This is a genomic window from Bacillus sp. XB1 (assembly GCF_053557995.1).
In genome coordinates this window covers 812,691-833,842 of record NZ_JBNRIL010000001.1, presented here as the reverse complement: position 1 = coordinate 833,842, position 21,152 = coordinate 812,691, and the positions used below count along the sequence as shown (strand labels likewise).

Genomic DNA, 21,152 nt, shown 5'->3' with positions numbered 1-21,152 from the left:
TAGAATTGCTACTACATACATATAGGAAGAAAATAAGAAAAGCTTGGACAATATAACTTTAACGTAACATTATCGTTACCTACTCGTACATTTATATGGAAATCACACCAATTTTGAGTAAGGACACATAATTTTTACTATAAATACATATAACAATTTCATCTTTCATAAAAAAAACGTTATAATGAGGTGTAGCCTCTACGATTACGTTATAAAGGAGATTAAAATTATGGCTAAAATTAAAGTGTACCAAGCAAAAGAAGAAAATATGGATGCAGTAAAAAATATCATTGATGTTGAGGAACAAAACCCAACTGCTGAAAATTTACAAAATCTATATGCGTGTGTATTAGATACTGAAGATATGGCATTGCCTGAATCATATATTGAAGAAGATATCTTAATTGATTCTATTGAAGTTATGGTTAACGCTTCTCAAAGCAAAGTAAGAGACTTAGGCGCATACGATGTAATCGAAGTTCAAAACAAAGGCAAGAAAACGCAAATTTTATTACTTGCAGACGAAGAATACGAAATTATCGAAGGCTAATCTAACACCGTACATACGAAAAAGCTCCTTTCCAATTGGAAAGGAGCTTTTTCATTACGCTTTTGATGTTTCACTCTTTTTATTCATTTGTTCTTTCTTAATTACCATACGCTCATTTCCCATAAAGAAAATGAACATGAATGCTAATCCAGCTGGTACCAATGCCCACATGAATGTTTGAACAATTGAACTAGAAAGAGCGTCAATAATCTTATCTAATATTTGCGGAGGGATTTGAGATCTTGCCGATTCTGATAAAATGGCTCTTGAATCCCCTAATTTTGTATTCATTCCCCCGCTCATCCCTTTAAATGCTTCTTCTAATTGATCTTGGAAACCTGTTCTTTGGATCATTCCGAAGATTGTAATACCTAGTGTCATTCCTAATGAACGAATGAAGTTACTCGTTGAAGTTGCAGATCCACGCTGTTCCATACCGAAGTTATGAATTGAAGCCATACTTAGTACAGAGAATGAGAAACCTACTCCAAATCCGATAATAATCATATAAACCGTTAATAATGCACGACTTGTTTCTGGCGTTAATGTACTTAATAAAAATAATCCGATTAACATAATAACAGCAGAAATAATCATAATGTTTCGGTAGCTCAGCTTAGTCGTTAAAAATCCACCTAACTGCGCTGTTACGACTGATCCTAGCATCATAGGTAAAAGTAATAATCCTGAGTTTGTTGCAGTCCCGCCGTATACACCTTGAATGAATAACGGAATGTAAACAGTTGCTGACATAAATGCAGCACCGTAACATAATGCAATAATTGTACTCATTCCGAATAAGCGCTGCTTAAACATCTCAAATGAAATAATTGGTTCTTCTACTTTTCGTTCAATAAAAATGAATGCGATGATTAAAATAGCGAATCCACCAAATAAACTTAAAATAAAGCTAGAATCCCAATCATATTTTTGTCCGCCTAGTTCAAGCGCAAACATTAAAGAAACTACTGCACCAACTAAAGTAATTGCGCCAAACCAATCAATCTTTTGCTTTCTATGAACGCGTGATTCTTTATAAAAGAATGTAATAAAAATAAGTGCTAAAATGCCAAGTGGTAAGTTAATATAAAATACCCAGTGCCAGCTAATGTAATCGGTAATATATGCGCCAAGTAATGGCCCGAAAATACTAGATAATCCAAATACAGCTCCGAATAAACCACCCATTTTCCCGCGTTTTTCAGGTGGAAAAATATCAAAAACGATAGTAAACGCGATCGGCACTAATGCCCCGCCGCCAATACCTTGAATGGCACGATAAATACCTAACTGTGTAATATTTTCAGCAGTACCACAAAGTGCCGAACCAATCATAAAGACAATTAAACCGAAAATAAAGAATCTCTTTCTACCATACATATCTGATAGCTTACCGAAAATAGGCATGCCTGCCATTTCTGCGACCATATAGGCAGAAACGACCCATACAAAGTTTTCGAGGCCTCCTAAGTCACCAACGATTGTTCCCATCGCCGTTACGACAATGGTATTATCCATCGATGCCATTAAAATACCTAGCAATAAGCCCGCCACAACAAAGCCGAGCTTATTATTCTTCTCAACCATATCTCTTGCTCTCCCTCATACTACTTATATTTGTTTATGTTCTTTTACGACTGCATTACCTTTTTGATTAAAACTAGTATGATATTCTACAACACTAATTTCACATCCAGGACCAATTGTGACGTTGTTGCCTCTTACAACTTCAGCAATCGTATGTTCTAAATAGATATCATCTCCTTCAACAATTGAAGTTTGGAGGTTTCCAGCATGACTAGTAAAAGGAATAAATCTCGCTTTTTTACGAACGGTAATTTTTTTACCACCAATTTCTCTTACCTTACTGCCTTCATAACGAAGTGAGATTTGAATATTTTCAGCATTAAGTAATCCATCACTTTCAAGACCACCAGTTAATGATAAATCTTCTACTTCAATATCTCCCTTTACATTTAAAGCACCTTTTACATCTACGAAATCACCTGAAAACTTTCCTTCAATATTTATCATACCTCTAACTTTTGTTTTTTCAATATGAGCATCACCATGAATTTGTGTATTACCATATACTTTTACATATTCCGCATCTACATTTCCTTGTACTTCGTTATCTCCATACACGACATAGTTTTTCACTTTCACATTACCGCGTACATCACTCGTTCCGTACGTTTTAAACTCATTGCAACTCATATCATTCGTAATTGTTCCTTCACCGCGAATCTTCACTTTATTATAATCTCCGCCTGCTGAATTACCAGAACCATTTACTGTGAGACTATGTGGATGTTCCATACTGATTTCTCCCTTCCGTTAAACCTGCTTAATTTCTTTTACATTTGCATTTTTATCAACAGTAAGAACACCGGTATATTCAATCAGTTCAATCTCACAGTTTGCTCCTACTGTAACATTGTTTCCTCTTACCGTTCTTATGTGAGCATAATCAATATCGATATTGTCACCTTCTAATAGTTCAGCTTCTAACTGCAAGCCAAATACTGTTTTAAATAGCCTACTAAATGTACCTGATCTATGTCTTACTTTAATCGTTTGACCACCAATTTCTTTCGCTCGACATGTACCGTGAATATTTATATTAATTTCATCTGCGCTTAATAAACCACCGATTGTAAATTGTCCTTCTGAAGAAAAAGTATCCACTTCACAATTACCGTCAATTGTAGCTTGACCATTGACTTTAAATTCTTCACCAGTGACATTTCCACCTATCGTACCTTTTCCTGCAATTTTTAAACTGTTTGCTTTTACATTTTGCGTAATTGTTGCTTTTCCATCAATTCGCATCGTTTCAGCATGAACTGTGCCATCAACTTTACCAGATCCGCTAATTCGTGCACTGCTACTTTTCAAATCGCCAGTAACTGCACCGTAACCGTTACATTCAAATTGCTCACATTCAACATTTCCATTCACAGTTCCTTTTCCGTTTAATTGCACTTTATGAAACTCGCCACCATTCGATGAACCGTAACCATTTATAATCAAATTATCTGTACGCATACTTTCTCCTCCACTACAACAATTTAGTTTTTAATGCTTCGGTATATTTCATAATCGCTTCGCGTAAAACGATTTTGGTGCCTTTTTCAAAAATTAAATCGTCCACGTTTGAAACTAATAAACATGTAGAAATCCCTAACTTTCGGACAATAATTAAGTCACAAGTTTTATGTTTAATTGCTTCATAATTTTCACGTAAAACTTGCAAGACCATTTTTCCTTCTTCTAAACTAATCTCTCCTGATTGCAGTAATTCTTCTAACATGTACACATAAAGAATATCTACAAATTGAAACTCTGCTCTTTTATTCGTTTGTTCTATGAAAAATTGTAAAACTGGTTCTGATGCAATCCCCTTGCATAAAATGTCTTCCTTTGTTAAAAGAATTTCTCTCACACTCGGCGAAAACATGTTCGCTAGTTCATCAAGTGATAAATCCTCTTTCATCGTTTGGATTTTATCGATACGCTCTAATATCTTTTCTTTCGGAAAAAATGTCTCTTGACCTGTAAACGTTGATTTTCGTACAAACCAATCTTCCGGAATTAAATTTTTTCTTTTCCACCTATATAACTGTCCGTATGAAATACCAGTTAGTTCTAATAAATCTTTTTTTGAAATTAAATCTGTACTCAACTGTATAACACTCCTTCCTGATAACAATGTAACATAACACTGTTACGCTGTAAATAAACTTTTATCACAAGTAGCGTAACAATGTGTAAAACAAACCTATTCCTACATACAAAAAAGGCTCTTACACACCTTATGAAAATGTGCAAAAGCCCTTATATATCAAGACTTAAACCAAATATTATAAAAATCAATCCAACCTTGTGAATTAATCATTATATTTTGAACTTTTTCATGTGTACTTACCTCTTGTTTATTACGATATAAAGGAATAATATGAATTTGACGTAACAAAGTATCCTCGATATCGCGTAACAGTGTAACTCTTTTCTCTAATTCTTCTTGTCTAAAATAAGGAGACAACTTTTCATGAAAGTCCATGCTGCTTTGTCCATGAATAAAACTATTTTTTGTAAGAAACATATATAATAGACTATCTTCTATTCGTTCACTAATTGTAGCACTATCATGCATCATATCGGCCTTTTGTATCGTACTTACTTCCAATAGCTCTTCTATATCAAGAAAATTATTTTCTACACGAATCCCGTATTTCGCACACTCTTTTTGTATCCACTGTGCATCTTCAACATGATCTCGTCCTGTAAATGTGTAGAGTTGTAGCACTTCATTATGATAAGTACTCCTTTTAGTTAAACTTTCTACATCTTCCTCAATCTCTACAATGCTTTCACCTGCTAATATTAGTTTTTTTGCCACTTCTCCACGTTCTCCGCCGAGTTCTTGAACGATTGTATAACCATGAATGATGTTATATAACGCTTTCCGAAATAACGCATCTTGCATTGGTCCTTCTTTCGTAAGATTACATGTTATATATGTCACGTTCGACTCAAGCCGAGACAATTCTTTATTATGTTTTTCTTTATCTTTATACTGCGCCTTTACTAAAACATCGTATGTACTTACACCTTGTTCTACATTCCACAACTCAATACGATCTAAAAAAGGTCTTTCACGAAAATATAAAGGATGTCCTTCTAAAATGAACAGATTTTCATTACTTTTATATAATTGAAAAGGCCCTGTTCCAATTAGCTCTCCTGCTTCATCTTCATTCACGATAGAACACTGTTCTGCACTTAGCATATGTAAAAACATTCGATTTTCCGTATGTAATTGAATTTCGAAAACGTAGTCATCCACTGAACGGATATTTTCAACGTGTTGTAACATCCATGCGTGTGCATTATTTTCCAGCTTCATAAATCGATTCAACGAGTATATAACATCATGTGCAGTAAGTTGTTTTCCATTATGAAAGTGAACTCCTTTTCGTAAGTAAAACGTCCATATTTTTTCAGCGTCATTATATTCCCAGTGAAATGCAAGTCTTGGCTCTATAATGTTTGTATTACCGTCTACATACACGAGTGTGTCGAATATATGTTTTACCATATGGCATTCTGAACGCATTGTAGCGTATACAGGATCTAATGTGATATCTAAATTCATTTGTACTTGCAACCGGAGTACATCTCTTCTCCCTTCAGATGTCATTTCAACCTTATGACCAAATATTGAATCCACCCAGGAATGATATTCTCCCTTTACTGATGGAAAATGTGAGCTATAGCGTTCCACAAATATACTTCCGCTTTTCACATCCCCTTTTTTCGTTATTTCTTTTCCTCTATCTAAAATTAAAGACATCGGGTGCTTTTGAAATATTAACTTGGACCGATTTCCTCTGCCGCGACCTGGAAACCACTTGATCCAATTTAACTCATCTAATTTTTTTATAATTAATTTACTATTGCGCTCTGTACAAAATAATGTACCAGATATATTTTGCACTGTTACTTCCAATCGTTCTCCCTCTTTTTTTCCTTTTCCATAAGCAATCCATAGTTCAATGTATTGATCTAAAATAAACATCATACTCCCCCTAAAAGGTGAAAAATCCTCCCTATAGTCTCTACCCTTTTTCCAACTCTCCTTTCATCTTATCATTTCAATATAGAAAGGAGGAATTAATATTGAATTATCTCTTACTTCGTTACAATAAACCTATTTTTATTAGATTGTGTGGTGAATTATTAACCCGAACGACTGAATCTATGTTAGCTCTCATTATGATTATTTACGTCAATAAAATGTTAAACGGCAATGTAATAATAACTATGCTAATTTTCGGATTACAGCCACTTTCAGACATTTTATTTACACTTATTGCTGGAGGAATTACTGATAAATATGGCCGAAAAAAGATTATGTTACTCGGATTATTACTACAAGGTGTTGCAATCGGCAGTTTCGTTTTCGCTCAATCCGTTTTTATATTTGCACTGTTATATGTCATTAATGGTATTGGCCGTTCCTTATACATTCCAGCTCAGCGTGCACAAATTGCTGATTTAACAAAACAAGAGCAGCAAGCAGAAGTTTTTGCTCTCCTACAAACGATGGGAGCAATTGGATCCGTAGTCGGCCCTTTAATAGGTGCAAGTTTTTATAATACTCACCCAGAATATTTATTTATCGTGCAAAGTGTAACCCTTACGATATATGCCGTTGTTGTTTGGACCCAGCTCCCAGAAACCGTTCCACCTATGAGTAAGTCGAAACAAACAGTTGAGGCAAGTTCACCAAAGCAATTTATTTTTAAACATTATGCCATATTCGGTCTTATGGTTTCTACACTTCCTATTAGCTTTTTTTATGCACAAACTGAGACGAATTATCGTATTTTTGCAGAACATGTATTTCCTAATCTCGTATTCATACTCGCATTTATTTCAACATGCAAAGCCATTTTGGAAATCATTCTACAAATCTTCCTCGTAAAATGGTCTGAACGATTTTCTATGGCGAAAATCATCCTTATTTCTTACGCCTGCTATACAATAGCTGCAGTTGGCTTTAGTTATTCAACGACGATATTCTCGTTGTTCTTCACCTTACTCTTTTTAGTCATTGGAGAAAGTATTGCTCTAAACCATTTATTACGATTCGTTTCAGAAATTGCACCTCACAATAAACGTGGTTTATATTTTTCAATTTACGGTATACACTGGGATATATCTCGAACATGCGGACCAGTTATTGGTGCAGTTTTATTAAGTAATTTAAATGGAAGTATGCTGTTTTATATTTGTGCTAGTTTCTTATTAATTGGAGGTATTGTTCAAGCACTGTTTGTTCAAAATTTAGAACGTAAAAAAATCATGAACCAGCCTACACATAATTTATAGGTTACTACTTTTTCAGTAGATCAATATTTCTTATTGGATGAATATTAAAAAACAAAAGTGAAGTATTTCGCGTATGAAAGTATGTTTTATATGGCAGGAGACGTTCCTTATTTACAACTAAAAACACCTCACTTAAGGAAAGTGAGGTGTTTTTGAAATCACTTAATTTCTTATCCTGCCATTTTATTAATACTATCCTCTGGTGAAAATACAGAAATATGATCTACCTTACCAGTCGATTTTGGAATGACAAATTTCAGCTCATACTGGTTATTTACTTTGTATACATATATTTTATCTTCACCATTCTCTTTAACTGAAGATGGTTTTCCTAATGCTTTTTCAATTTCTTGTAATGTAATCAATTTTAGTTCTGCATGATATGAGCGTACATCAAAAACTTGTGACCCTTTATTAAATCCGAAAACAATATTTTTATTTGTAAAAGTTGCGTACATTCCGTTCCCTGCATATTCGGTTTTATTTGCTTTCCCCCACGCTTTTTCAATTTCTTCAATATCCCCTGTATGGGCTCCAAATGGTACATTAGGTACTTTTCCTTCTTTTGCGAGTTCAAACAAATCTTTAACGTGGTTAATTGATTTTTGATTAAGTGTTCTATTTTTCGAATCTGGGTCAGGCGATGGTTTTGTTGTTTTTTCATTGCTTGGTTTTGCTTCAGGATTTTTCTGTTCTTCTGAAAAATTACTTTGTTCATTTTTATTATTTTCCGAGGTTGGATTTGTTTCCTTTTTTTCGTCTGTCTCTTTACATGCGGCTAGTGCAAACATACATGTAAACACCAAAAATAACATAACTATTTTTAAATATATTTTCATCATCTTTACCCCCTATTGCATCTTATTCATTTCGTTAACCAACCCATTACACTACTTTTCAAATTATGTTTGTTCCAAAAAAGTCAGTGCTTCACTCTCTCCAAAAGCTTGTACAAAATATATTACAAAAGCTGTTTCTAAAAAGTAACCAAGTCTGTTATATCCGAAGTAACTACCTCCTGATAAACGAAACCATTTTCATCTCCTTATTTAAACCTTCTCTTCTCAATGATAATATCCTCTATCTATAACTTAAAACATGCTCTCACAACAGCTCCTTGAAACAGAAAAAAACCAGTAGGAAGTGATTACTCTTTTCCTACTGGTTAAAATAAAATTATACGGTAAATCTTAGCTTCTTAAAAAATGTAGCGATAGTATTTTTTACAGTTTCAAAATTATAAGCAAACGTGTTATCTCCACTTAATGATGAAATACATGTTAAACCTGCAGCTTTAATAAAAGCTTTTACATCTACAAGCATAAAATTAGCCTCCATGAATTTAATTACAATCATTATAACAGGTGTTTTACGATGCTAACATGAAAGTAATAAATAAATTTCTATTATTAATTTATCCCGCTATTTGCCGGGCAGTAAGATCCCCACCTCAAAATTCAGCGGAAACAAAGAAGTTAGGTGGGGGCCCTGCTGTCCGTAAAAGCCCGATTGGTGAGGGCTGATAATCAGTGGGGATGAACACCCCACTGATTAAAGTTTCACTTTATTTAGCTCACAGTACACCATTCCAATGTCATATAAAAAAGCTGCCCAAAAAGGGCAGCTTCAAATATGTATATTACACTTCGATTGATTTACCATCTTCAACAATATGATAAAGTAAATGCGCTAAATGATGAATTGGACCGTATTCTTCCTCTTCCTCATCTGTTTCACCTTGGAACTCAAGATCGTTTAAGTACAGTGCTAAAAATTGATAGTATAGTTTTAAATCAAATCCGTAGCACGCAGTTGGCTCTTCATGATCACCTTCGTATTGTAACATTAAGTATTGATCGTTTCCTTCTGCATCTTCTGCATCAAAGAATACGAAGAATCCAACGTTTGTATCTAAATCAAATAGATGACGAGTGCCTTTTTCTGTTGCTTTGTTAAAGTCCTCTTCACTTAATTTATGTACTGTTGTCGCTTTAGCATTATCTTCTTGATGGAAATTTACTGTGAATGTTTTCAATGCTGACACCTCCTGATTGTATAATACTAGCATAACATATAAAAAGGACTGCTTACAAATGTAAACAGTCCTTACATTCATTTTCGCATTGCTCGTAATAAGAAGCTTACGATGAAAATTAAAATGATCGCACCGATTAAAGCTGGAATAATTGCATATCCGCCAATGACTGGACCAAAACTACCAAGTAATTTCGAACCAACCCAAGAACCGATAATACCAGCAATAATATTACCTATTACACCACCAGGTACGTCCTTTCCAGTAATTAAGCTCGCAAGCCACCCTAATATACCACCGACGATTAAAGACCAAATCATATAATAACCTCCTTTACATTTCACCAATCAAAATATAATTAGAAACAATTGCTTACCATTAGTTATGTGACATTTTTCATAAGTTATTCATGTTGTTCAACTTTAAGATTTTTGAGAATAATACACACAGATTAAACCTTTTTTTGAACTAACGAATTATCCGACTTGTTATTACACACATTAAGGACAATCTGGCTTCAATATTGTTCGCATAAACTCTTCTTTAAAAGCTGCATAGTTAAAACCAACAGCAATTCTTTGAATCGGCCGATCATCAAACCTTGTTGGCTCAGCTATTTTTCTAAAGTCTGCTACACTTTGGCCCCTAGTCACATCATTTGTCGTACTAATCCACACTGCCGATTTTTTATATTCGAAAATACTGTCATTTATAAACGAGATAAACGGTAATAAATCGTGTATAGGACTCCCACCAATACCCGGATATTCTTTTTTATAAAAGTTCTCATAATAAAAATCAATCATTGGTTTAATGAGTTTCGCCTGTCCAGTTCCTTGTTTATCTATTATATTGGCCATTTCAGGTGTTATAAGCGCGCCCTGTGTTACATTTAACGGGTATATGCTAGCGTTTTTCGCATATTTCATAACAATATTTGCTGCAATTGGATCACCATAAAAATTCGCTTCAGATACTGGTGTAACATTACCTGGAAATAGGAAAGCGCCGCCCATTATATAATACGAACAAATACGATCCATTATATTTGGATACAATAAAAATAACGTAGCAAGCGTCGTTAGTCTCCCTGTCGCCACAATTATAATATCTTCTGGACAAGGTTCGATTAATTTGATTAATTCACAAAAATTTTCTCGTTTACAAATTCTCATCTCAGGTGGAATAATAGGACCTAAACCGTGATCCCCGTGGATTTCAGGGAAAAACAAAGGCTCTTCAGCTGTCATCGGTCTACTCGCACCTTCAATAATTTTCACTTGTGTAGCATAATACCTTTCTAAAAAATAAACATTTTCCGTAACGATATCTCGTGATACATTCCCATACTCAGCAACAATACCTAGAATATCTAATTTACATGTTTTATTTGCATAAATTAACGCTACGGCGTCATCAATACCAAAGTCTCCAAAAAAGATAATTTTCTTATTAACTATTCTCACCCCTCTTGAGCATAATCTACTATTATTATTATGTGAAAAAGACAAGGCGGTGAAACAGCGCAAACTAAAAAAGCCGCCTATTTATTGGCGACTTCAATCTTTTTATAAGACAAATATGCAAGTACATTTTTACTTGAATCGTATTTCGGGTTATTTCCTTTTCTCGGCTCTCTCATATGTGTCTTTTCAAATCCAGGAATGTCTGGCATTTTCCCCATAAATTCAAGCATTTCTTCCTCAGTACCTTCAATGCGTACACGAATCATTATAACTATTCCTCAATTCTCAGTTTCTCTGTACTAAGTATATCGTACTTCAGAAAGACTGCAACACATTTATCTTTTTAACGTTGTACTTTTTTTACATATAAACATAGCCATTTCAGTATAGAACGATTCTACTTTATTATTTTTAAATTGAATATTAAAATATCCCTTCATTTCGTTTGGTGCTTTCATCATACATTCTGTTAATTTTTCACGCTTTTGTAAAGGGACATCCATCATATTACACCACCAGTCAAAATTAAACTTCTTATCAAAAGTAAGACATGACTGCATTTGCAAACCATTTTTTTCTAATAAAGTAAGCCATTCTGTCTTTTTTAGAGCTCGTTCATGACTTGGGTCACGCTTTTTTTCTATAAAATTATAAAATGTATCATATTCATTATTTTCTGGCGAAACATTATCTATTAAGATGAATAATCCATTATCCTCCAACGTACGATTTACTTCATAAATAAATTGAGCCGGACTCGTAAAATGATGGGCTGCAATCCGGCATGTAATTGTATCAAAAAAATGGTCTGCAAATGGTAAATTCTCTGCATTTCCTGCTACAAAAGATACATTTTCATGACCATTCTGCTTTATAAAAACTTTTGCTTTTTCTAACATCTGTTCTGTTAAATCAAGTGCAACTACTTCTTCAAACATAGGTGCTAACATATTTGCCACATGCCCGCCACCAGTAGCAACATCAAGAAGACGATTATTATGACGAGACTCAACTTGTTGAACTACATATTGTAAATCCAGTCCTTTAGCATGTATTTTACTATTTACATATTTATCTGCATTGCTGCCAAACTGTTTTTTCACAAGCTCTTCTTTACTCATATTATCATCTTCTTTCTATTGTTATTTACATATACGACTCATATAATTATTACAATTCTCTTAATGTATTTTCAAATCCTCTTTTCATCTCACTTCTTATCATATTTACCTTTCATTAAAATAATATAATTTTGCATTTTATTATTAAACAAAAAAAGGCTATGGGAACTTCCCCCTAACCTGAATAAATATTTACTACATTTTTATTTCTTCGTATATGTCTATATAATATAAATCCTCTTTCAACTTCATAATAACATCTACTTCGTTATAAGTAGCCTCACGAGCATGTAAACCAAATTGATCCATACCAATCCATATCCACCCAGGTGTAAGATATAAAACATCTATATTAAAATAATCTAACTTAGTAAGCTCCGATGTAATAAATTTATCTTTATTAGCGATTTGTTTATCTATTAAACCGTATTCTTTCCCATTTTCAAATAGCGATATAAACTTCCCTACAATCGGATGTTCACGAACAATAAAATGATATTCTTTTTCCTCTATATTTACCACAATCAAACGAGAAACAGATAAATCAGGCCCTGAATTCGACATATTTGTTTATTCACCTCCTTATATAGGCTTCTTAAATATGATAACAAATGAATATTCAAATTAAGTTAATATAATGTAAAAAATAAAAAAGCTGATTTCCCTTTAGAAATCAGCCTTTATAATTTGATCAACTTTATTCTTTTACAAATTATTATAATGTTTCTTTTTCCTCATCATTTCCAGAAACTAAATTTCCTATAGCATCTGCTGTTACTTCCACTACAAATTCACAAATACCAGCTACAACTTCTCCAAGTATTTCATCCATCTTTTTACCCCCTTATTTTATGTAACCTATTTGCATTATAGAAGAAATTGGTAAATACAAACTATCGAAAAAGGTGACATAAACCTTACAGAATTGTAAGCTCTTTTATCCCTTTACTTATCCCCTTTGAAACTCCAAGTATTTTTAGCAGACATATAGGCCATCATAATATGAAGCAAGTAATAATCTAGTGTCAGGAGGCGTTTAATATGTATTACGTAAAATTAATTAAAGGTCAATCTTTCTACGCTTTTGATCATCGTTTCTTAGTGTCTGAAGAAGAAGAGGTTTCAGAGAAAATTTATAATTACTTGCGACGTAATGAATTTTTTGAAGTACGTAAAGAAGAATATTCTGCTTAATTACAAAAAGCATTAAGAAAAATATCATCTTATTGTGATATATTCTTAATGCTTTTATGTGAATTTCTTCTTTTCAATAATTATTGTTGACTCTATTAAATAATCCAGTATTTGTCCAAGCTAATTCTTCACTATTTTCATATTCTAGTATATGAGGAGGTGAAGAATATGACTCATATCATTGATTACCAAGCTACTCAGCCTATAAGTAAAACTGGTGAAACAACTTTTGCAATCCCAGCTTCTCCAAATAAAGCAATTTTAGCAAATTTGAAATTGAGAATTTCAAGTAGAGATTCACGTAATAATCGAGTAGAATTAATCGCTACAATTGGTGTAGAAGGTATAACTGAGACTTCACAAGTTTTATTCCGAATTTTCCGTGATAACATTGAAATTTTTAATGCACAAGTAGGTATTGAATCTACAGATTCTGAACAATTCTACGTACAAACATTTCAAGCTATAGATCAAAACGTTAGCAGTGGAACACACGAATATTCATTAACTGTTGAAAACCTTACTAGTGGTGCAAGTGCAGAAGTTGTTGGCCCACTATCTTTTAGCGCTTTAGCTATTGGACAAGAGCGTAAATGTTGCTAAGTGAATCTAATATTTAATTTTGTACTTGAGAAAAGCGAGGCGTAGTTATACGTTCTTGCTTTTTTATATGTATCCTTACTTTCTATTAGCTTTAATCATAAATTTTTTACGTTTTGATTCACTTATTTCATCAATTAACACATCAAATTTTTGACAAATCAAAAAGATTGAAATCCAATTATGAAACACGTAATATAGACTCTGACTCTAAAAAAGTTCGTATGAAAATAATGCATAAATAAGGAGGTTTTATATACGAGTTTTTCATTTTTAAAAGACGGAGAGGTTTTATGTTATGTGGCGTAATAAAAACGTTTGGATTGTTCTAATTGGGGAGTTTATTGCAGGTCTAGGATTATGGCTTGGTATTCTTGGCAACCTTGAATTTATGCAAAAATATGTCCCTTCTGATTTCATGAAATCAGTTATATTATTTATCGGACTATTAGCCGGTGTTCTAGTTGGACCTATGGCTGGCCGCGTCATCGATCAGTATGAAAAGAAAAAAGTTCTTCTTTACGCTGGGTTTGGTCGAGTTTTAAGTGTTATTTTCATGTTTTTTGCTATTCAATTTGAAAGTATCGCATTTATGATCGCATTTATGGTTGCTCTTCAAATTTCAGCAGCATTTTATTTCCCTGCATTACAATCTGTAATTCCACTCATCGTACGTGAGCATGAGTTATTACAAATGAACGGTGTACATATGAATGTTGGTACAATTGCTCGTATTGCAGGCACTTCACTAGGTGGAATTCTTTTAGTTGTGATGAGTTTACAGTACATGTATGCCTTCTCAATGGCAGCATACGCCTTATTATTCCTCTCGACTTTCTTCCTACAATTCGAAGACAAGAAATCAACAACACCAAGTAAACAAGCTGCAAAAGATAATAGCTTTATGGAAGTATTTCGTATTTTAAAAGGAATTCCTATTGCTTTTACAGCACTTATATTAAGTATCATCCCTCTATTATTTATAGCTGGGTTTAATTTAATGGTTATTAACATTAGCGAAATGCAACATGATCCTACGATTAAAGGGTTCATATATACAATTGAAGGTGTCGCATTTATGTTAGGTGCCTTCGTAATTAAACGTCTATCTGATCATTTCAAACCTGAAAAATTACTATATTTCTTCGCAGTTTGTACTGCTTTTGCACATCTGTCATTGTTCTTTAGCGATATAAAATGGATGGCTCTTACATCATTTGGTTTGTTTGGGTTTAGTGTTGGCTGCTTCTTCCCTATTATGTCGACGATTTTCCAAACGAAAGTGGAAAAAAGTTATCACGGTCGCCTCTTCTCATTCCGTAATATGTTTGAGAGGGTTATGTTCCAAATCGTCTTACTTGGCACAGGCTTCTTCTTAGATACAATTGGGTTACAATATATGGTTCTCATCTTTGGAGTCGTTTCATTATTGATTATTTCTATTTCCCTTTCTAAGCAGAAACATTATGAAAAACAGCATTCGCAATCTGCAAATTTATAAAATAAACAAAGAAGTATGGGTCTAATATTGAATCCATACTTCTTTGTTTTATAATACGCCTATTTATTACGTTTATTGAAATTACCTAAAGGAGTATCCCCCTTTTATTTCGAATAGATTATAAAAAGTACTCTTTATAAAAGGAGTGGTAAAATGTCTGATGGCATCGAAGTATTTATTGTCCTGCTCTTTGCAATTGCTCTGTTTAGCATCCTAAACTTTTTAGCCATTTCCTTATCTGGACATAGTTTTAAAAAAAGAATCGTGGCAGGTTTCATATTTTTACTACTGACTCCCATTATCTTTTTGACTATCGCAACATTTGCTTCTATATTCGATAAAGCAGGATTTGGCGCAGGTACGTTAGCCTTTATGACCGCAAGCGTATATATATTAAATGGAATAGTGATTCTGCTTTCCTCTTTATTTATCCTCAAAAAAGACATAACATAGGCTATAGTACTAGCATGAATCTGACTTTACACTAGATTCATGCTTATTTAATTTCTCCTAAATTTTTATATGAAATTAAATAATTCTTTAAAAAAATTTAAACTTTATTTATTATAATATCCCTATCGTATTCGCACGTTTATTCAAATTTAAAAGAAAGGAGCACAAAATGAAAAAGGTTCTACTTACAATTCCTATACTAATCATCCTACTTAGTGGATGCAGCAATAACGATATATACGGTTCTTGGGAAGTCGTTGACAATAAAAAAGGTGAATGCCCTGTATATTATAAATTTGAAACAGTTGTCAAAAAAGAAAATAAAGAGGAAATTGTGCAAAATTTAGTAGAAATGCAAACAACAAAGAATAAAGACGATTTATATAAAGGCTCATTTGTCAAAAATTCTAATGTATATCACATTGATTATGGTAATTCATTTACATCGGACCAAACTTTAAAAGTTGCCGACGGTACATTAAATGTATACTTTTTGACAGCCGAAAAATTATGCACATATAAAAAGAAATGATTACATTTCAGAGGAGACGCAGAAAATATTTTCTGCGTTATTTCACTTTAGAAATCGTCCGCAAAAATAGCCCTTGTTTTCGTATTCTTTTTCATTCAAAACATGAGAAATATACTTAATAAAAGCTAGAAAATACCTTAAGTTATATAAAATGAATCATATAATACACATTTCAATTAATATATCTACGCTATTTACATCGTTACTTTTCAAAATAGGCTAATCCTACCTCTAAATTTGTCAATCGTTTTAATTTTCATAAAAAAATGATAAAATGTAAACATGTGTTTTCAGAATAATTAAAAACGCAGAATGAAAGCACTGTTTTTAGGAGGGGTTTTGATGACTTACACGTTAGCAACTAGAATGAAAGCATTCCAATCTTCTATATTTAGTGAATTAGGAGCCTATAAAAAAGAAAAAATTGCAGCAGGTCATAACATGATTGATTTGAGCATCGGAAATCCTGATATGCCGCCCGCTGATTTTGTAAGAGAAACAATGGTACATACAGCGAGTGAAAAAGAGAGCTATGGGTATACATTATCAGGTATTCAAGAATTTCACGAAGCTGTAACTGAATATTACAACAACACTCATAACGTTTTATTAAATGCGGATAAAGAAGTTTTATTATTAATGGGTTCACAAGACGGGCTCGTTCATTTACCTATGGTTTATGCAAATCCAGGTGATATTATATTAGTTCCTGATCCAGGATATACAGCTTATGAAACAGGTATTCAAATGGCTGGTGCAACATCTTACTACATGCCTTTAAAGAAAGAGAATGATTTCTTACCAGACTTAGAAGTCATCCCTGAAGAAATTGCCGATCAAGCGAAGATGATGATTTTAAACTTCCCAGGGAATCCCGTTCCAGCAATGGCTCATGAAGATTTCTTTAAAGAAGTAATCGCATTCGCGAAAAAGCATAATATTATCGTTGTCCATGATTTTGCTTATGCTGAATTTTATTTCGATGGTAATAAGCCAATTAGCTTTCTCTCTGTACCTGGTGCTAAAGAAGTTGGTGTAGAAATCAATTCTTTGTCAAAAAGTTATAGTTTAGCAGGTAGCCGTATTGGATATATGATTGGAAACGAAGAAATTGTTCGTGCACTTACTCAATTTAAATCTAATACCGATTACGGTGTATTTTTACCAATTCAAAAAGCGGCATCTGTAGCACTAAGAAATGGCGCTGCATTTTGTGAGAAAAACCGCGATATTTATCAAGAACGGAGAGATACTTTAGTCGATGGATTCCGAACATTTGGCTGGAATGTCGATAAGCCAGCTGGTAGTATGTTTGTCTGGGCTGAAATTCCACAAGGATGGACTTCTCTAGACTTCGCTTATGCATTAATGGATCGTGCGAATGTCGTTGTTACACCTGGTCATGCATTTGGACCTCATGGAGAAGGCTTCGTACGTATTGCACTCGTTCAAGATAAAGAAGTGTTGCAACAAGTTGTTGAAAATATTAGAAATAGCGGCATTTTCGTCCTTGAAAAAGTAGATGAATTAGTTAAAAATTAGTTCCCACTCCCCTGCTTAACTTTAGCAGGGGTATTATTAATTGGAGGTACTTTCATATGCATATTAAAGACACGCTTCCCCATCGTTATCCATTTTTAATGATTGATAAAGTAACAAATGTAAAACAAGGTGAATCCGTTACAGGATATAAACTCATTACAAATAACGAATGGTTTATAAATGATAGTCAAAAACATATGCCTCATATGTTAATTGTAGAATCACTTGCCCAGCTTAGTGCATTTGTACATACAAGTGATTCTGAAGGACTAGGATTTCTCTCCTCTTTAGATGGAGTTGAATTCCACGGAAAAGCATATCCCGGTGATAAACTTGATTTACATTATGAGCTAACGCGCAATCGCCGAGGTTTTATTCTTGGTAAAGGTATTGCAACTGTAAACGACCAGCCTATTGTAACTATAGAAAAACTATTAATATATCAAGCAGATTAAAGTGTTCCTTATATCAGTTGGAAATATCTATTCTCAACCAATTAAGTAAATAGGAAAACATATTACGTAGTTAGGAGCAGGAAAATGGAACGTACTATCGGTATCGATGCTGGAGGCACATTAACGAAAATAGCTTATTTTAACGAAAAAAAGCTATTAACTTTTGAAAAATTTTATTCACATGAACAACATAAAATAATAGATTGGATTAAAAACAACAATGGCATAAAACAAATATGTATTACGGGTGGTAAATCGAAACTATTACAGCATCTGCTTACAGGTTCATATAAAATAATAGAGCTAAACGAATTTGAATCTACTCTTGCAGGTGTCCAATACATATTAAAAGAAGAAAAACACACTATAAACAATTTTATTTTAACCAATATCGGTACAGGTACTTCTATCCATTATGTTTATAATGAACAATATATTCGCGCTGGTGGAACCGGAGTTGGCGGTGGGACTATTATGGGACTTTCAAAATTGTTAACAAATATAGATCATTTTGAAGATGTAATTCCTCTAACAAAAGTAGGATCTAGAAAAGAACTAGATATTACGGTTGGAGATATTTATGGTGGTATTCTCTCACCTATTGATAATAGCTTAACTGCTAGCAATTTTGGTAAAGCCGCTATTTCAGAATCGAAATATAATAGCTCAGACATACTTGCTACTATACAAGGACTTGTCGGTGAAGTCGTTACTGCATTAAGCCTTCAATTCGCTGAAACAAAAAACATTAAACATATTATTTATATTGGTTCGACTTTATGTAATAACGTACAACTTCAACATATTATAAGTAGCTACACCGAATATCAAAATAAAACACCAATCTTTTTACAAGATGGTGGTAATAGCGGTGCAATTGGTGCATTACTTCATGCTACGAAATAAAAAGCTGACTTTTGTCAGCTTTTTAAAAATGGCACTTCAAATTCAATAATTGATTCCCCGTTCTCTTTAATTCGCTCCACGCTTATTCTATCAATCACACAATTTAACTTCCCATGAAAACTAGGAATCTCCTTCACTACTTCAGCAGCTAATTTGGCACTTTCTTTTCTTCCGACTGTTACATGCGGGATGTACGGAATGTCTTCTTTCAAAAATTGTAATAAAGGTCCTGCATTCTATGATAAGAAATTTTGTATACTAACTCCATCTTCTCCCCTCCATTATTTCAACTGGCTCACTGGATATTTAGCAAATAAAGATTTCCGAAAATCTTTATCTTCCACAAGCATTTTAATTTTTTCTTCATTGCCGTTAAAGAACTTTATAACTTTATTTTTATCCCATATATCTTTTTCTTTTGGAAAATCATCGAATATTCTATGCAAAATTGATAACATTTCTTCCCTCGTTATCTTAAAGTTTTTATTCTCTACCTGAAACTCATAAATTTTTGCATTTGGCACTAAAATCACTAAATATATAGCATTAAAGAAAAAATTCTTCTTCATCGTATCCTTCTCATCAAACCAATACGTCTCAATCATTTCTTCTGTAAGAGCCCCACTTTCTTTTGCGCCATAGTTCACTTTTATATTTTCATTTTCTAAACTTATACTTTGAACTGTTCCACCACCGGGTAAATGATTAACAATTGCAACCACATCTGAATTATTACCAACGTATGTCCCAGTATATTTCTTAAAATCATCTGACCTAATATCATATATATCTTTTATTCTTTCTCCATTAGAACAAGCCGCAATGAATAAAAAAATTGTTAGCATAACGATCATGTTATGATGCATATATTTCATTTAGCATCCCCCATTTTTATCGATATTTCGTTAATTACAATATTTACTTTCAAATCCCTTTTAAATATACGCATTTTAATCAAAATTAAAAATTTTCATTTTTTATGTTTACAATTATCCATTAATTGTATATACTTACTAACGTAAGAAAAAAATTCTAAAAGGAGGTCGAAGGAAATGATGAAATTACAATTACATGCATTAACTTTAGCGTTAACTGCACCTGTGTTTTCTGGACAATTAAATATGAATTCGACCACCCTAATGGAGAATTGAAAATCGTACTTTATTTCATTTAATTCATAAATTCGCCACAGGAGGCCGTATACTTTCCTGTGGCTTTTTCACGCCCAGCCATAGGAGAACTGTATCTTCCTGTGGTTTTTTTGCGCGATTTTTTAGTCTCTTACATTATTTTTCTAAGAAAGGAGCAACATTCAATGACTATTAGCGTATTGTTTTTAAGTATTACGATTCAAAGAAATATAATTTCCAAAGATGAAATTCTTCATAATGAGCAAATTGAAAAAGCTATGAATGATGTTAAGGAGCGCCAAGCACTTTACTGTGATCACCTGTAATTCCTTTTCGAAAGGAGGAATTCATTTATGACTTTTCATATTTTCTTTTTTACGACTGTACTTCAAAAAAATAATTTATCTGAAAATGAAATCAATCGTAAACAACAGTTAAAACAACTGACTGATAAAATAACTGACATTAAAAGTTCATACTACACTCAAATGTATTAAAAATATATTTTAAAGGGGTAATATATTCATGAAATTTAAAGCATTCTTTTTAACAATCACTATTCAAAAACGTAAGCTCTCACAGAAAGAGATTTTACGTGAACAACACATTCAAAACATTATGGACGAAGTAAAAGAGCTTCAATCTTCTTATTACACTCGTCTTTTCTAAACCACTTATAAAGGGGTAATTATCCTATGAAATTTAAAGTATTCTTTTTAACCATTACCATTCAAAAAAATAAATTGTCCGAGTCTGAAATGCTTCATGAG

Annotated in this window: 28 protein-coding genes and 2 pseudogenes; 14 read left to right on the top strand and 16 right to left on the bottom strand. The window is 33.0% G+C overall.

Annotation, left to right across the window (positions count from 1 at the left end):
• The first annotated feature begins 229 nt into the window (after positions 1 to 229).
• Positions 230 to 550: a hypothetical protein gene (locus ACK1U5_RS04120; protein ID WP_001062727.1), complete on the top strand. Its 321-nt coding sequence runs from the start codon at positions 230 to 232 to the stop codon at positions 548 to 550.
• Between the two features lie 54 nt (positions 551 to 604).
• On the opposite strand, the gene ACK1U5_RS04115 is transcribed toward ACK1U5_RS04120, so the two are convergent.
• The 5 genes from ACK1U5_RS04115 to ACK1U5_RS04095 all read right to left on the bottom strand — a co-directional run bounded on the left by ACK1U5_RS04115 (position 605) and on the right by ACK1U5_RS04095 (position 6,131).
• Positions 605 to 2,137 (bottom strand): MDR family MFS transporter, encoded by a 1,533-nt coding sequence (locus ACK1U5_RS04115; protein ID WP_000229619.1) that lies wholly within the window; start codon positions 2,135 to 2,137, stop codon positions 605 to 607.
• Between the two features lie 24 nt (positions 2,138 to 2,161).
• Positions 2,162 to 2,869, bottom strand: coding sequence for a hypothetical protein (locus tag ACK1U5_RS04110; protein ID WP_000400911.1), 708 nt, complete (start codon positions 2,867 to 2,869; stop codon positions 2,162 to 2,164).
• A gap of 18 nt (positions 2,870 to 2,887) precedes the next feature.
• Positions 2,888 to 3,598 (bottom strand): bactofilin family protein, encoded by a 711-nt coding sequence (locus tag ACK1U5_RS04105; RefSeq protein WP_001258384.1) that lies wholly within the window; start codon positions 3,596 to 3,598, stop codon positions 2,888 to 2,890.
• A gap of 13 nt (positions 3,599 to 3,611) precedes the next feature.
• Complete coding sequence (locus ACK1U5_RS04100) at positions 3,612 to 4,235, bottom strand: YhbD family protein (protein WP_000102238.1); 624 nt, start codon at positions 4,233 to 4,235, stop codon at positions 3,612 to 3,614.
• Between the two features lie 159 nt (positions 4,236 to 4,394).
• Complete coding sequence (locus ACK1U5_RS04095; RefSeq protein WP_448814769.1) at positions 4,395 to 6,131, bottom strand: ABC transporter substrate-binding protein; 1,737 nt, start codon at positions 6,129 to 6,131, stop codon at positions 4,395 to 4,397.
• 101 nt (positions 6,132 to 6,232) lie between these two features.
• On the opposite strand from ACK1U5_RS04095, the gene ACK1U5_RS04090 reads away from it, so the two are divergent.
• Positions 6,233 to 7,447 carry an MDR family MFS transporter gene (locus ACK1U5_RS04090; RefSeq protein ID WP_065703873.1) on the top strand — a complete coding sequence of 405 codons (1,215 nt, stop codon included), beginning with the start codon at positions 6,233 to 6,235 and terminating at the stop codon, positions 7,445 to 7,447.
• 170 nt (positions 7,448 to 7,617) lie between these two features.
• On the opposite strand, the gene ACK1U5_RS04085 is transcribed toward ACK1U5_RS04090, so the two are convergent.
• From ACK1U5_RS04085 to ACK1U5_RS04045, 9 genes and pseudogenes are all read right to left on the bottom strand, one after another.
• Positions 7,618 to 8,289 (bottom strand): YjgB family protein, encoded by a 672-nt coding sequence (locus ACK1U5_RS04085; RefSeq protein WP_001987496.1) that lies wholly within the window; start codon positions 8,287 to 8,289, stop codon positions 7,618 to 7,620.
• Between the two features lie 23 nt (positions 8,290 to 8,312).
• Positions 8,313 to 8,484: pseudogene (locus ACK1U5_RS04080) on the bottom strand (aminopeptidase); the annotation flags it as partial.
• 139 nt (positions 8,485 to 8,623) lie between these two features.
• Positions 8,624 to 8,770 (bottom strand): hypothetical protein, encoded by a 147-nt coding sequence (locus ACK1U5_RS04075; RefSeq protein WP_000959548.1) that lies wholly within the window; start codon positions 8,768 to 8,770, stop codon positions 8,624 to 8,626.
• A gap of 316 nt (positions 8,771 to 9,086) precedes the next feature.
• The gene (locus ACK1U5_RS04070; protein ID WP_000847587.1) at positions 9,087 to 9,482 is read right to left on the bottom strand and encodes a hypothetical protein; all 396 of its coding nucleotides are present in this window, start codon (positions 9,480 to 9,482) and stop codon (positions 9,087 to 9,089) included.
• A gap of 77 nt (positions 9,483 to 9,559) precedes the next feature.
• A complete protein-coding gene (locus ACK1U5_RS04065; protein WP_000638306.1) occupies positions 9,560 to 9,802 on the bottom strand; it encodes a GlsB/YeaQ/YmgE family stress response membrane protein in 243 nt (80 codons plus the stop codon).
• A 180-nt stretch (positions 9,803 to 9,982) separates the two neighbouring features.
• Entirely contained in the window at positions 9,983 to 10,948 is a 966-nt protein-coding gene (locus ACK1U5_RS04060; RefSeq protein WP_001223681.1) for a nucleoside hydrolase, read from the bottom strand.
• A gap of 77 nt (positions 10,949 to 11,025) precedes the next feature.
• The gene (locus ACK1U5_RS04055; RefSeq protein WP_000621885.1) at positions 11,026 to 11,214 is read right to left on the bottom strand and encodes a DUF3970 family protein; all 189 of its coding nucleotides are present in this window, start codon (positions 11,212 to 11,214) and stop codon (positions 11,026 to 11,028) included.
• A 69-nt stretch (positions 11,215 to 11,283) separates the two neighbouring features.
• Positions 11,284 to 12,069 (bottom strand): class I SAM-dependent methyltransferase, encoded by a 786-nt coding sequence (locus tag ACK1U5_RS04050; protein WP_048567579.1) that lies wholly within the window; start codon positions 12,067 to 12,069, stop codon positions 11,284 to 11,286.
• A 195-nt stretch (positions 12,070 to 12,264) separates the two neighbouring features.
• On the bottom strand, positions 12,265 to 12,633 hold the full coding sequence (locus ACK1U5_RS04045) for a hypothetical protein (protein WP_000071478.1): 369 nt from the start codon (positions 12,631 to 12,633) through the stop codon (positions 12,265 to 12,267).
• Positions 12,634 to 13,110: 477 nt separating this feature from the next.
• Between ACK1U5_RS04045 and ACK1U5_RS04040 the strand changes: the two genes are divergently transcribed.
• The 8 genes from ACK1U5_RS04040 (at position 13,111) to coaW (ending at position 19,252) form a co-directional block, all read left to right on the top strand.
• The gene (locus ACK1U5_RS04040) at positions 13,111 to 13,263 is read left to right on the top strand and encodes a YqbF domain-containing protein (RefSeq protein ID WP_000291905.1); all 153 of its coding nucleotides are present in this window, start codon (positions 13,111 to 13,113) and stop codon (positions 13,261 to 13,263) included.
• Between the two features lie 168 nt (positions 13,264 to 13,431).
• Positions 13,432 to 13,866, top strand: a complete 435-nt coding sequence (exsC, locus tag ACK1U5_RS04035) for an exosporium protein ExsC (protein WP_000148797.1) — start codon at positions 13,432 to 13,434, stop codon at positions 13,864 to 13,866.
• Between the two features lie 295 nt (positions 13,867 to 14,161).
• Complete coding sequence (locus ACK1U5_RS04030) at positions 14,162 to 15,364, top strand: MFS transporter (RefSeq protein ID WP_000269261.1); 1,203 nt, start codon at positions 14,162 to 14,164, stop codon at positions 15,362 to 15,364.
• A gap of 153 nt (positions 15,365 to 15,517) precedes the next feature.
• Complete coding sequence (locus ACK1U5_RS04025) at positions 15,518 to 15,817, top strand: hypothetical protein (protein ID WP_001279464.1); 300 nt, start codon at positions 15,518 to 15,520, stop codon at positions 15,815 to 15,817.
• Between the two features lie 169 nt (positions 15,818 to 15,986).
• On the top strand, positions 15,987 to 16,349 hold the full coding sequence (locus tag ACK1U5_RS04020) for a hypothetical protein (RefSeq protein ID WP_000757017.1): 363 nt from the start codon (positions 15,987 to 15,989) through the stop codon (positions 16,347 to 16,349).
• A gap of 342 nt (positions 16,350 to 16,691) precedes the next feature.
• Positions 16,692 to 17,891, top strand: a complete 1,200-nt coding sequence (locus ACK1U5_RS04015; RefSeq protein ID WP_000222700.1) for an LL-diaminopimelate aminotransferase — start codon at positions 16,692 to 16,694, stop codon at positions 17,889 to 17,891.
• Between the two features lie 56 nt (positions 17,892 to 17,947).
• Positions 17,948 to 18,346, top strand: coding sequence for a 3-hydroxyacyl-ACP dehydratase FabZ family protein (locus tag ACK1U5_RS04010; RefSeq protein WP_000547659.1), 399 nt, complete (start codon positions 17,948 to 17,950; stop codon positions 18,344 to 18,346).
• Positions 18,347 to 18,430: 84 nt separating this feature from the next.
• Positions 18,431 to 19,252 carry a type II pantothenate kinase gene (coaW, locus tag ACK1U5_RS04005; protein WP_000442493.1) on the top strand — a complete coding sequence of 274 codons (822 nt, stop codon included), beginning with the start codon at positions 18,431 to 18,433 and terminating at the stop codon, positions 19,250 to 19,252.
• 14 nt (positions 19,253 to 19,266) lie between these two features.
• Here the strand turns inward: coaW and ACK1U5_RS04000 are convergent.
• Together ACK1U5_RS04000 and ACK1U5_RS03995 are read right to left on the bottom strand one after the other, a co-directional pair.
• Positions 19,267 to 19,482: pseudogene (locus ACK1U5_RS04000) on the bottom strand (2'-5' RNA ligase family protein); the annotation flags it as partial.
• A gap of 51 nt (positions 19,483 to 19,533) precedes the next feature.
• Positions 19,534 to 20,127 carry a DUF4825 domain-containing protein gene (locus ACK1U5_RS03995; protein WP_000876535.1) on the bottom strand — a complete coding sequence of 198 codons (594 nt, stop codon included), beginning with the start codon at positions 20,125 to 20,127 and terminating at the stop codon, positions 19,534 to 19,536.
• A 440-nt stretch (positions 20,128 to 20,567) separates the two neighbouring features.
• Between ACK1U5_RS03995 and ACK1U5_RS03990 the strand changes: the two genes are divergently transcribed.
• The 4 genes from ACK1U5_RS03990 to ACK1U5_RS03975 form a co-directional block, all read left to right on the top strand.
• The gene (locus tag ACK1U5_RS03990) at positions 20,568 to 20,708 is read left to right on the top strand and encodes a YrzI family small protein (RefSeq protein WP_000156176.1); all 141 of its coding nucleotides are present in this window, start codon (positions 20,568 to 20,570) and stop codon (positions 20,706 to 20,708) included.
• A 27-nt stretch (positions 20,709 to 20,735) separates the two neighbouring features.
• Complete coding sequence (locus ACK1U5_RS03985; RefSeq protein WP_000142715.1) at positions 20,736 to 20,879, top strand: YrzI family small protein; 144 nt, start codon at positions 20,736 to 20,738, stop codon at positions 20,877 to 20,879.
• Between the two features lie 28 nt (positions 20,880 to 20,907).
• A complete protein-coding gene (locus ACK1U5_RS03980; protein ID WP_000668961.1) occupies positions 20,908 to 21,051 on the top strand; it encodes a YrzI family small protein in 144 nt (47 codons plus the stop codon).
• A 26-nt stretch (positions 21,052 to 21,077) separates the two neighbouring features.
• Positions 21,078 to 21,152: YrzI family small protein (locus ACK1U5_RS03975; RefSeq protein WP_274415936.1), on the top strand; the 75-nt coding region annotated here is incomplete at its 3' end.

What these genes read in the sequence shown, in the direction of transcription:
- ACK1U5_RS04120 (WP_001062727.1), top strand. Translation starts at nt 230, where the DNA reads ATGGCTAAAATTAAAGTGTACCAAGCAAAAGAAGAAAATATGGATGCA.
- ACK1U5_RS04115 (WP_000229619.1), bottom strand. Translation starts at nt 2,137, where the DNA reads ATGGTTGAGAAGAATAATAAGCTCGGCTTTGTTGTGGCGGGCTTATTG.
- ACK1U5_RS04110 (WP_000400911.1), bottom strand. Translation starts at nt 2,869, where the DNA reads ATGGAACATCCACATAGTCTCACAGTAAATGGTTCTGGTAATTCAGCA.
- ACK1U5_RS04105 (WP_001258384.1), bottom strand. Translation starts at nt 3,598, where the DNA reads ATGCGTACAGATAATTTGATTATAAATGGTTACGGTTCATCGAATGGT.
- ACK1U5_RS04095 (WP_448814769.1), bottom strand. Translation starts at nt 6,131, where the DNA reads ATGTTTATTTTAGATCAATACATTGAACTATGGATTGCTTATGGAAAA.
- ACK1U5_RS04085 (WP_001987496.1), bottom strand. Translation starts at nt 8,289, where the DNA reads ATGATGAAAATATATTTAAAAATAGTTATGTTATTTTTGGTGTTTACA.
- ACK1U5_RS04075 (WP_000959548.1), bottom strand. Translation starts at nt 8,770, where the DNA reads ATGCTTGTAGATGTAAAAGCTTTTATTAAAGCTGCAGGTTTAACATGT.
- ACK1U5_RS04065 (WP_000638306.1), bottom strand. Translation starts at nt 9,802, where the DNA reads ATGATTTGGTCTTTAATCGTCGGTGGTATATTAGGGTGGCTTGCGAGC.
- ACK1U5_RS04055 (WP_000621885.1), bottom strand. Translation starts at nt 11,214, where the DNA reads ATGATTCGTGTACGCATTGAAGGTACTGAGGAAGAAATGCTTGAATTT.
- ACK1U5_RS04050 (WP_048567579.1), bottom strand. Translation starts at nt 12,069, where the DNA reads ATGAGTAAAGAAGAGCTTGTGAAAAAACAGTTTGGCAGCAATGCAGAT.
- ACK1U5_RS04045 (WP_000071478.1), bottom strand. Translation starts at nt 12,633, where the DNA reads ATGTCGAATTCAGGGCCTGATTTATCTGTTTCTCGTTTGATTGTGGTA.
- ACK1U5_RS04040 (WP_000291905.1), top strand. Translation starts at nt 13,111, where the DNA reads ATGTATTACGTAAAATTAATTAAAGGTCAATCTTTCTACGCTTTTGAT.
- exsC (WP_000148797.1), top strand. Translation starts at nt 13,432, where the DNA reads ATGACTCATATCATTGATTACCAAGCTACTCAGCCTATAAGTAAAACT.
- ACK1U5_RS04030 (WP_000269261.1), top strand. Translation starts at nt 14,162, where the DNA reads ATGTGGCGTAATAAAAACGTTTGGATTGTTCTAATTGGGGAGTTTATT.
- ACK1U5_RS04025 (WP_001279464.1), top strand. Translation starts at nt 15,518, where the DNA reads ATGTCTGATGGCATCGAAGTATTTATTGTCCTGCTCTTTGCAATTGCT.
- ACK1U5_RS04020 (WP_000757017.1), top strand. Translation starts at nt 15,987, where the DNA reads ATGAAAAAGGTTCTACTTACAATTCCTATACTAATCATCCTACTTAGT.
- ACK1U5_RS04015 (WP_000222700.1), top strand. Translation starts at nt 16,692, where the DNA reads ATGACTTACACGTTAGCAACTAGAATGAAAGCATTCCAATCTTCTATA.
- ACK1U5_RS04010 (WP_000547659.1), top strand. Translation starts at nt 17,948, where the DNA reads ATGCATATTAAAGACACGCTTCCCCATCGTTATCCATTTTTAATGATT.
- coaW (WP_000442493.1), top strand. Translation starts at nt 18,431, where the DNA reads ATGGAACGTACTATCGGTATCGATGCTGGAGGCACATTAACGAAAATA.
- ACK1U5_RS03995 (WP_000876535.1), bottom strand. Translation starts at nt 20,127, where the DNA reads ATGAAATATATGCATCATAACATGATCGTTATGCTAACAATTTTTTTA.
- ACK1U5_RS03990 (WP_000156176.1), top strand. Translation starts at nt 20,568, where the DNA reads ATGACTATTAGCGTATTGTTTTTAAGTATTACGATTCAAAGAAATATA.
- ACK1U5_RS03985 (WP_000142715.1), top strand. Translation starts at nt 20,736, where the DNA reads ATGACTTTTCATATTTTCTTTTTTACGACTGTACTTCAAAAAAATAAT.
- ACK1U5_RS03980 (WP_000668961.1), top strand. Translation starts at nt 20,908, where the DNA reads ATGAAATTTAAAGCATTCTTTTTAACAATCACTATTCAAAAACGTAAG.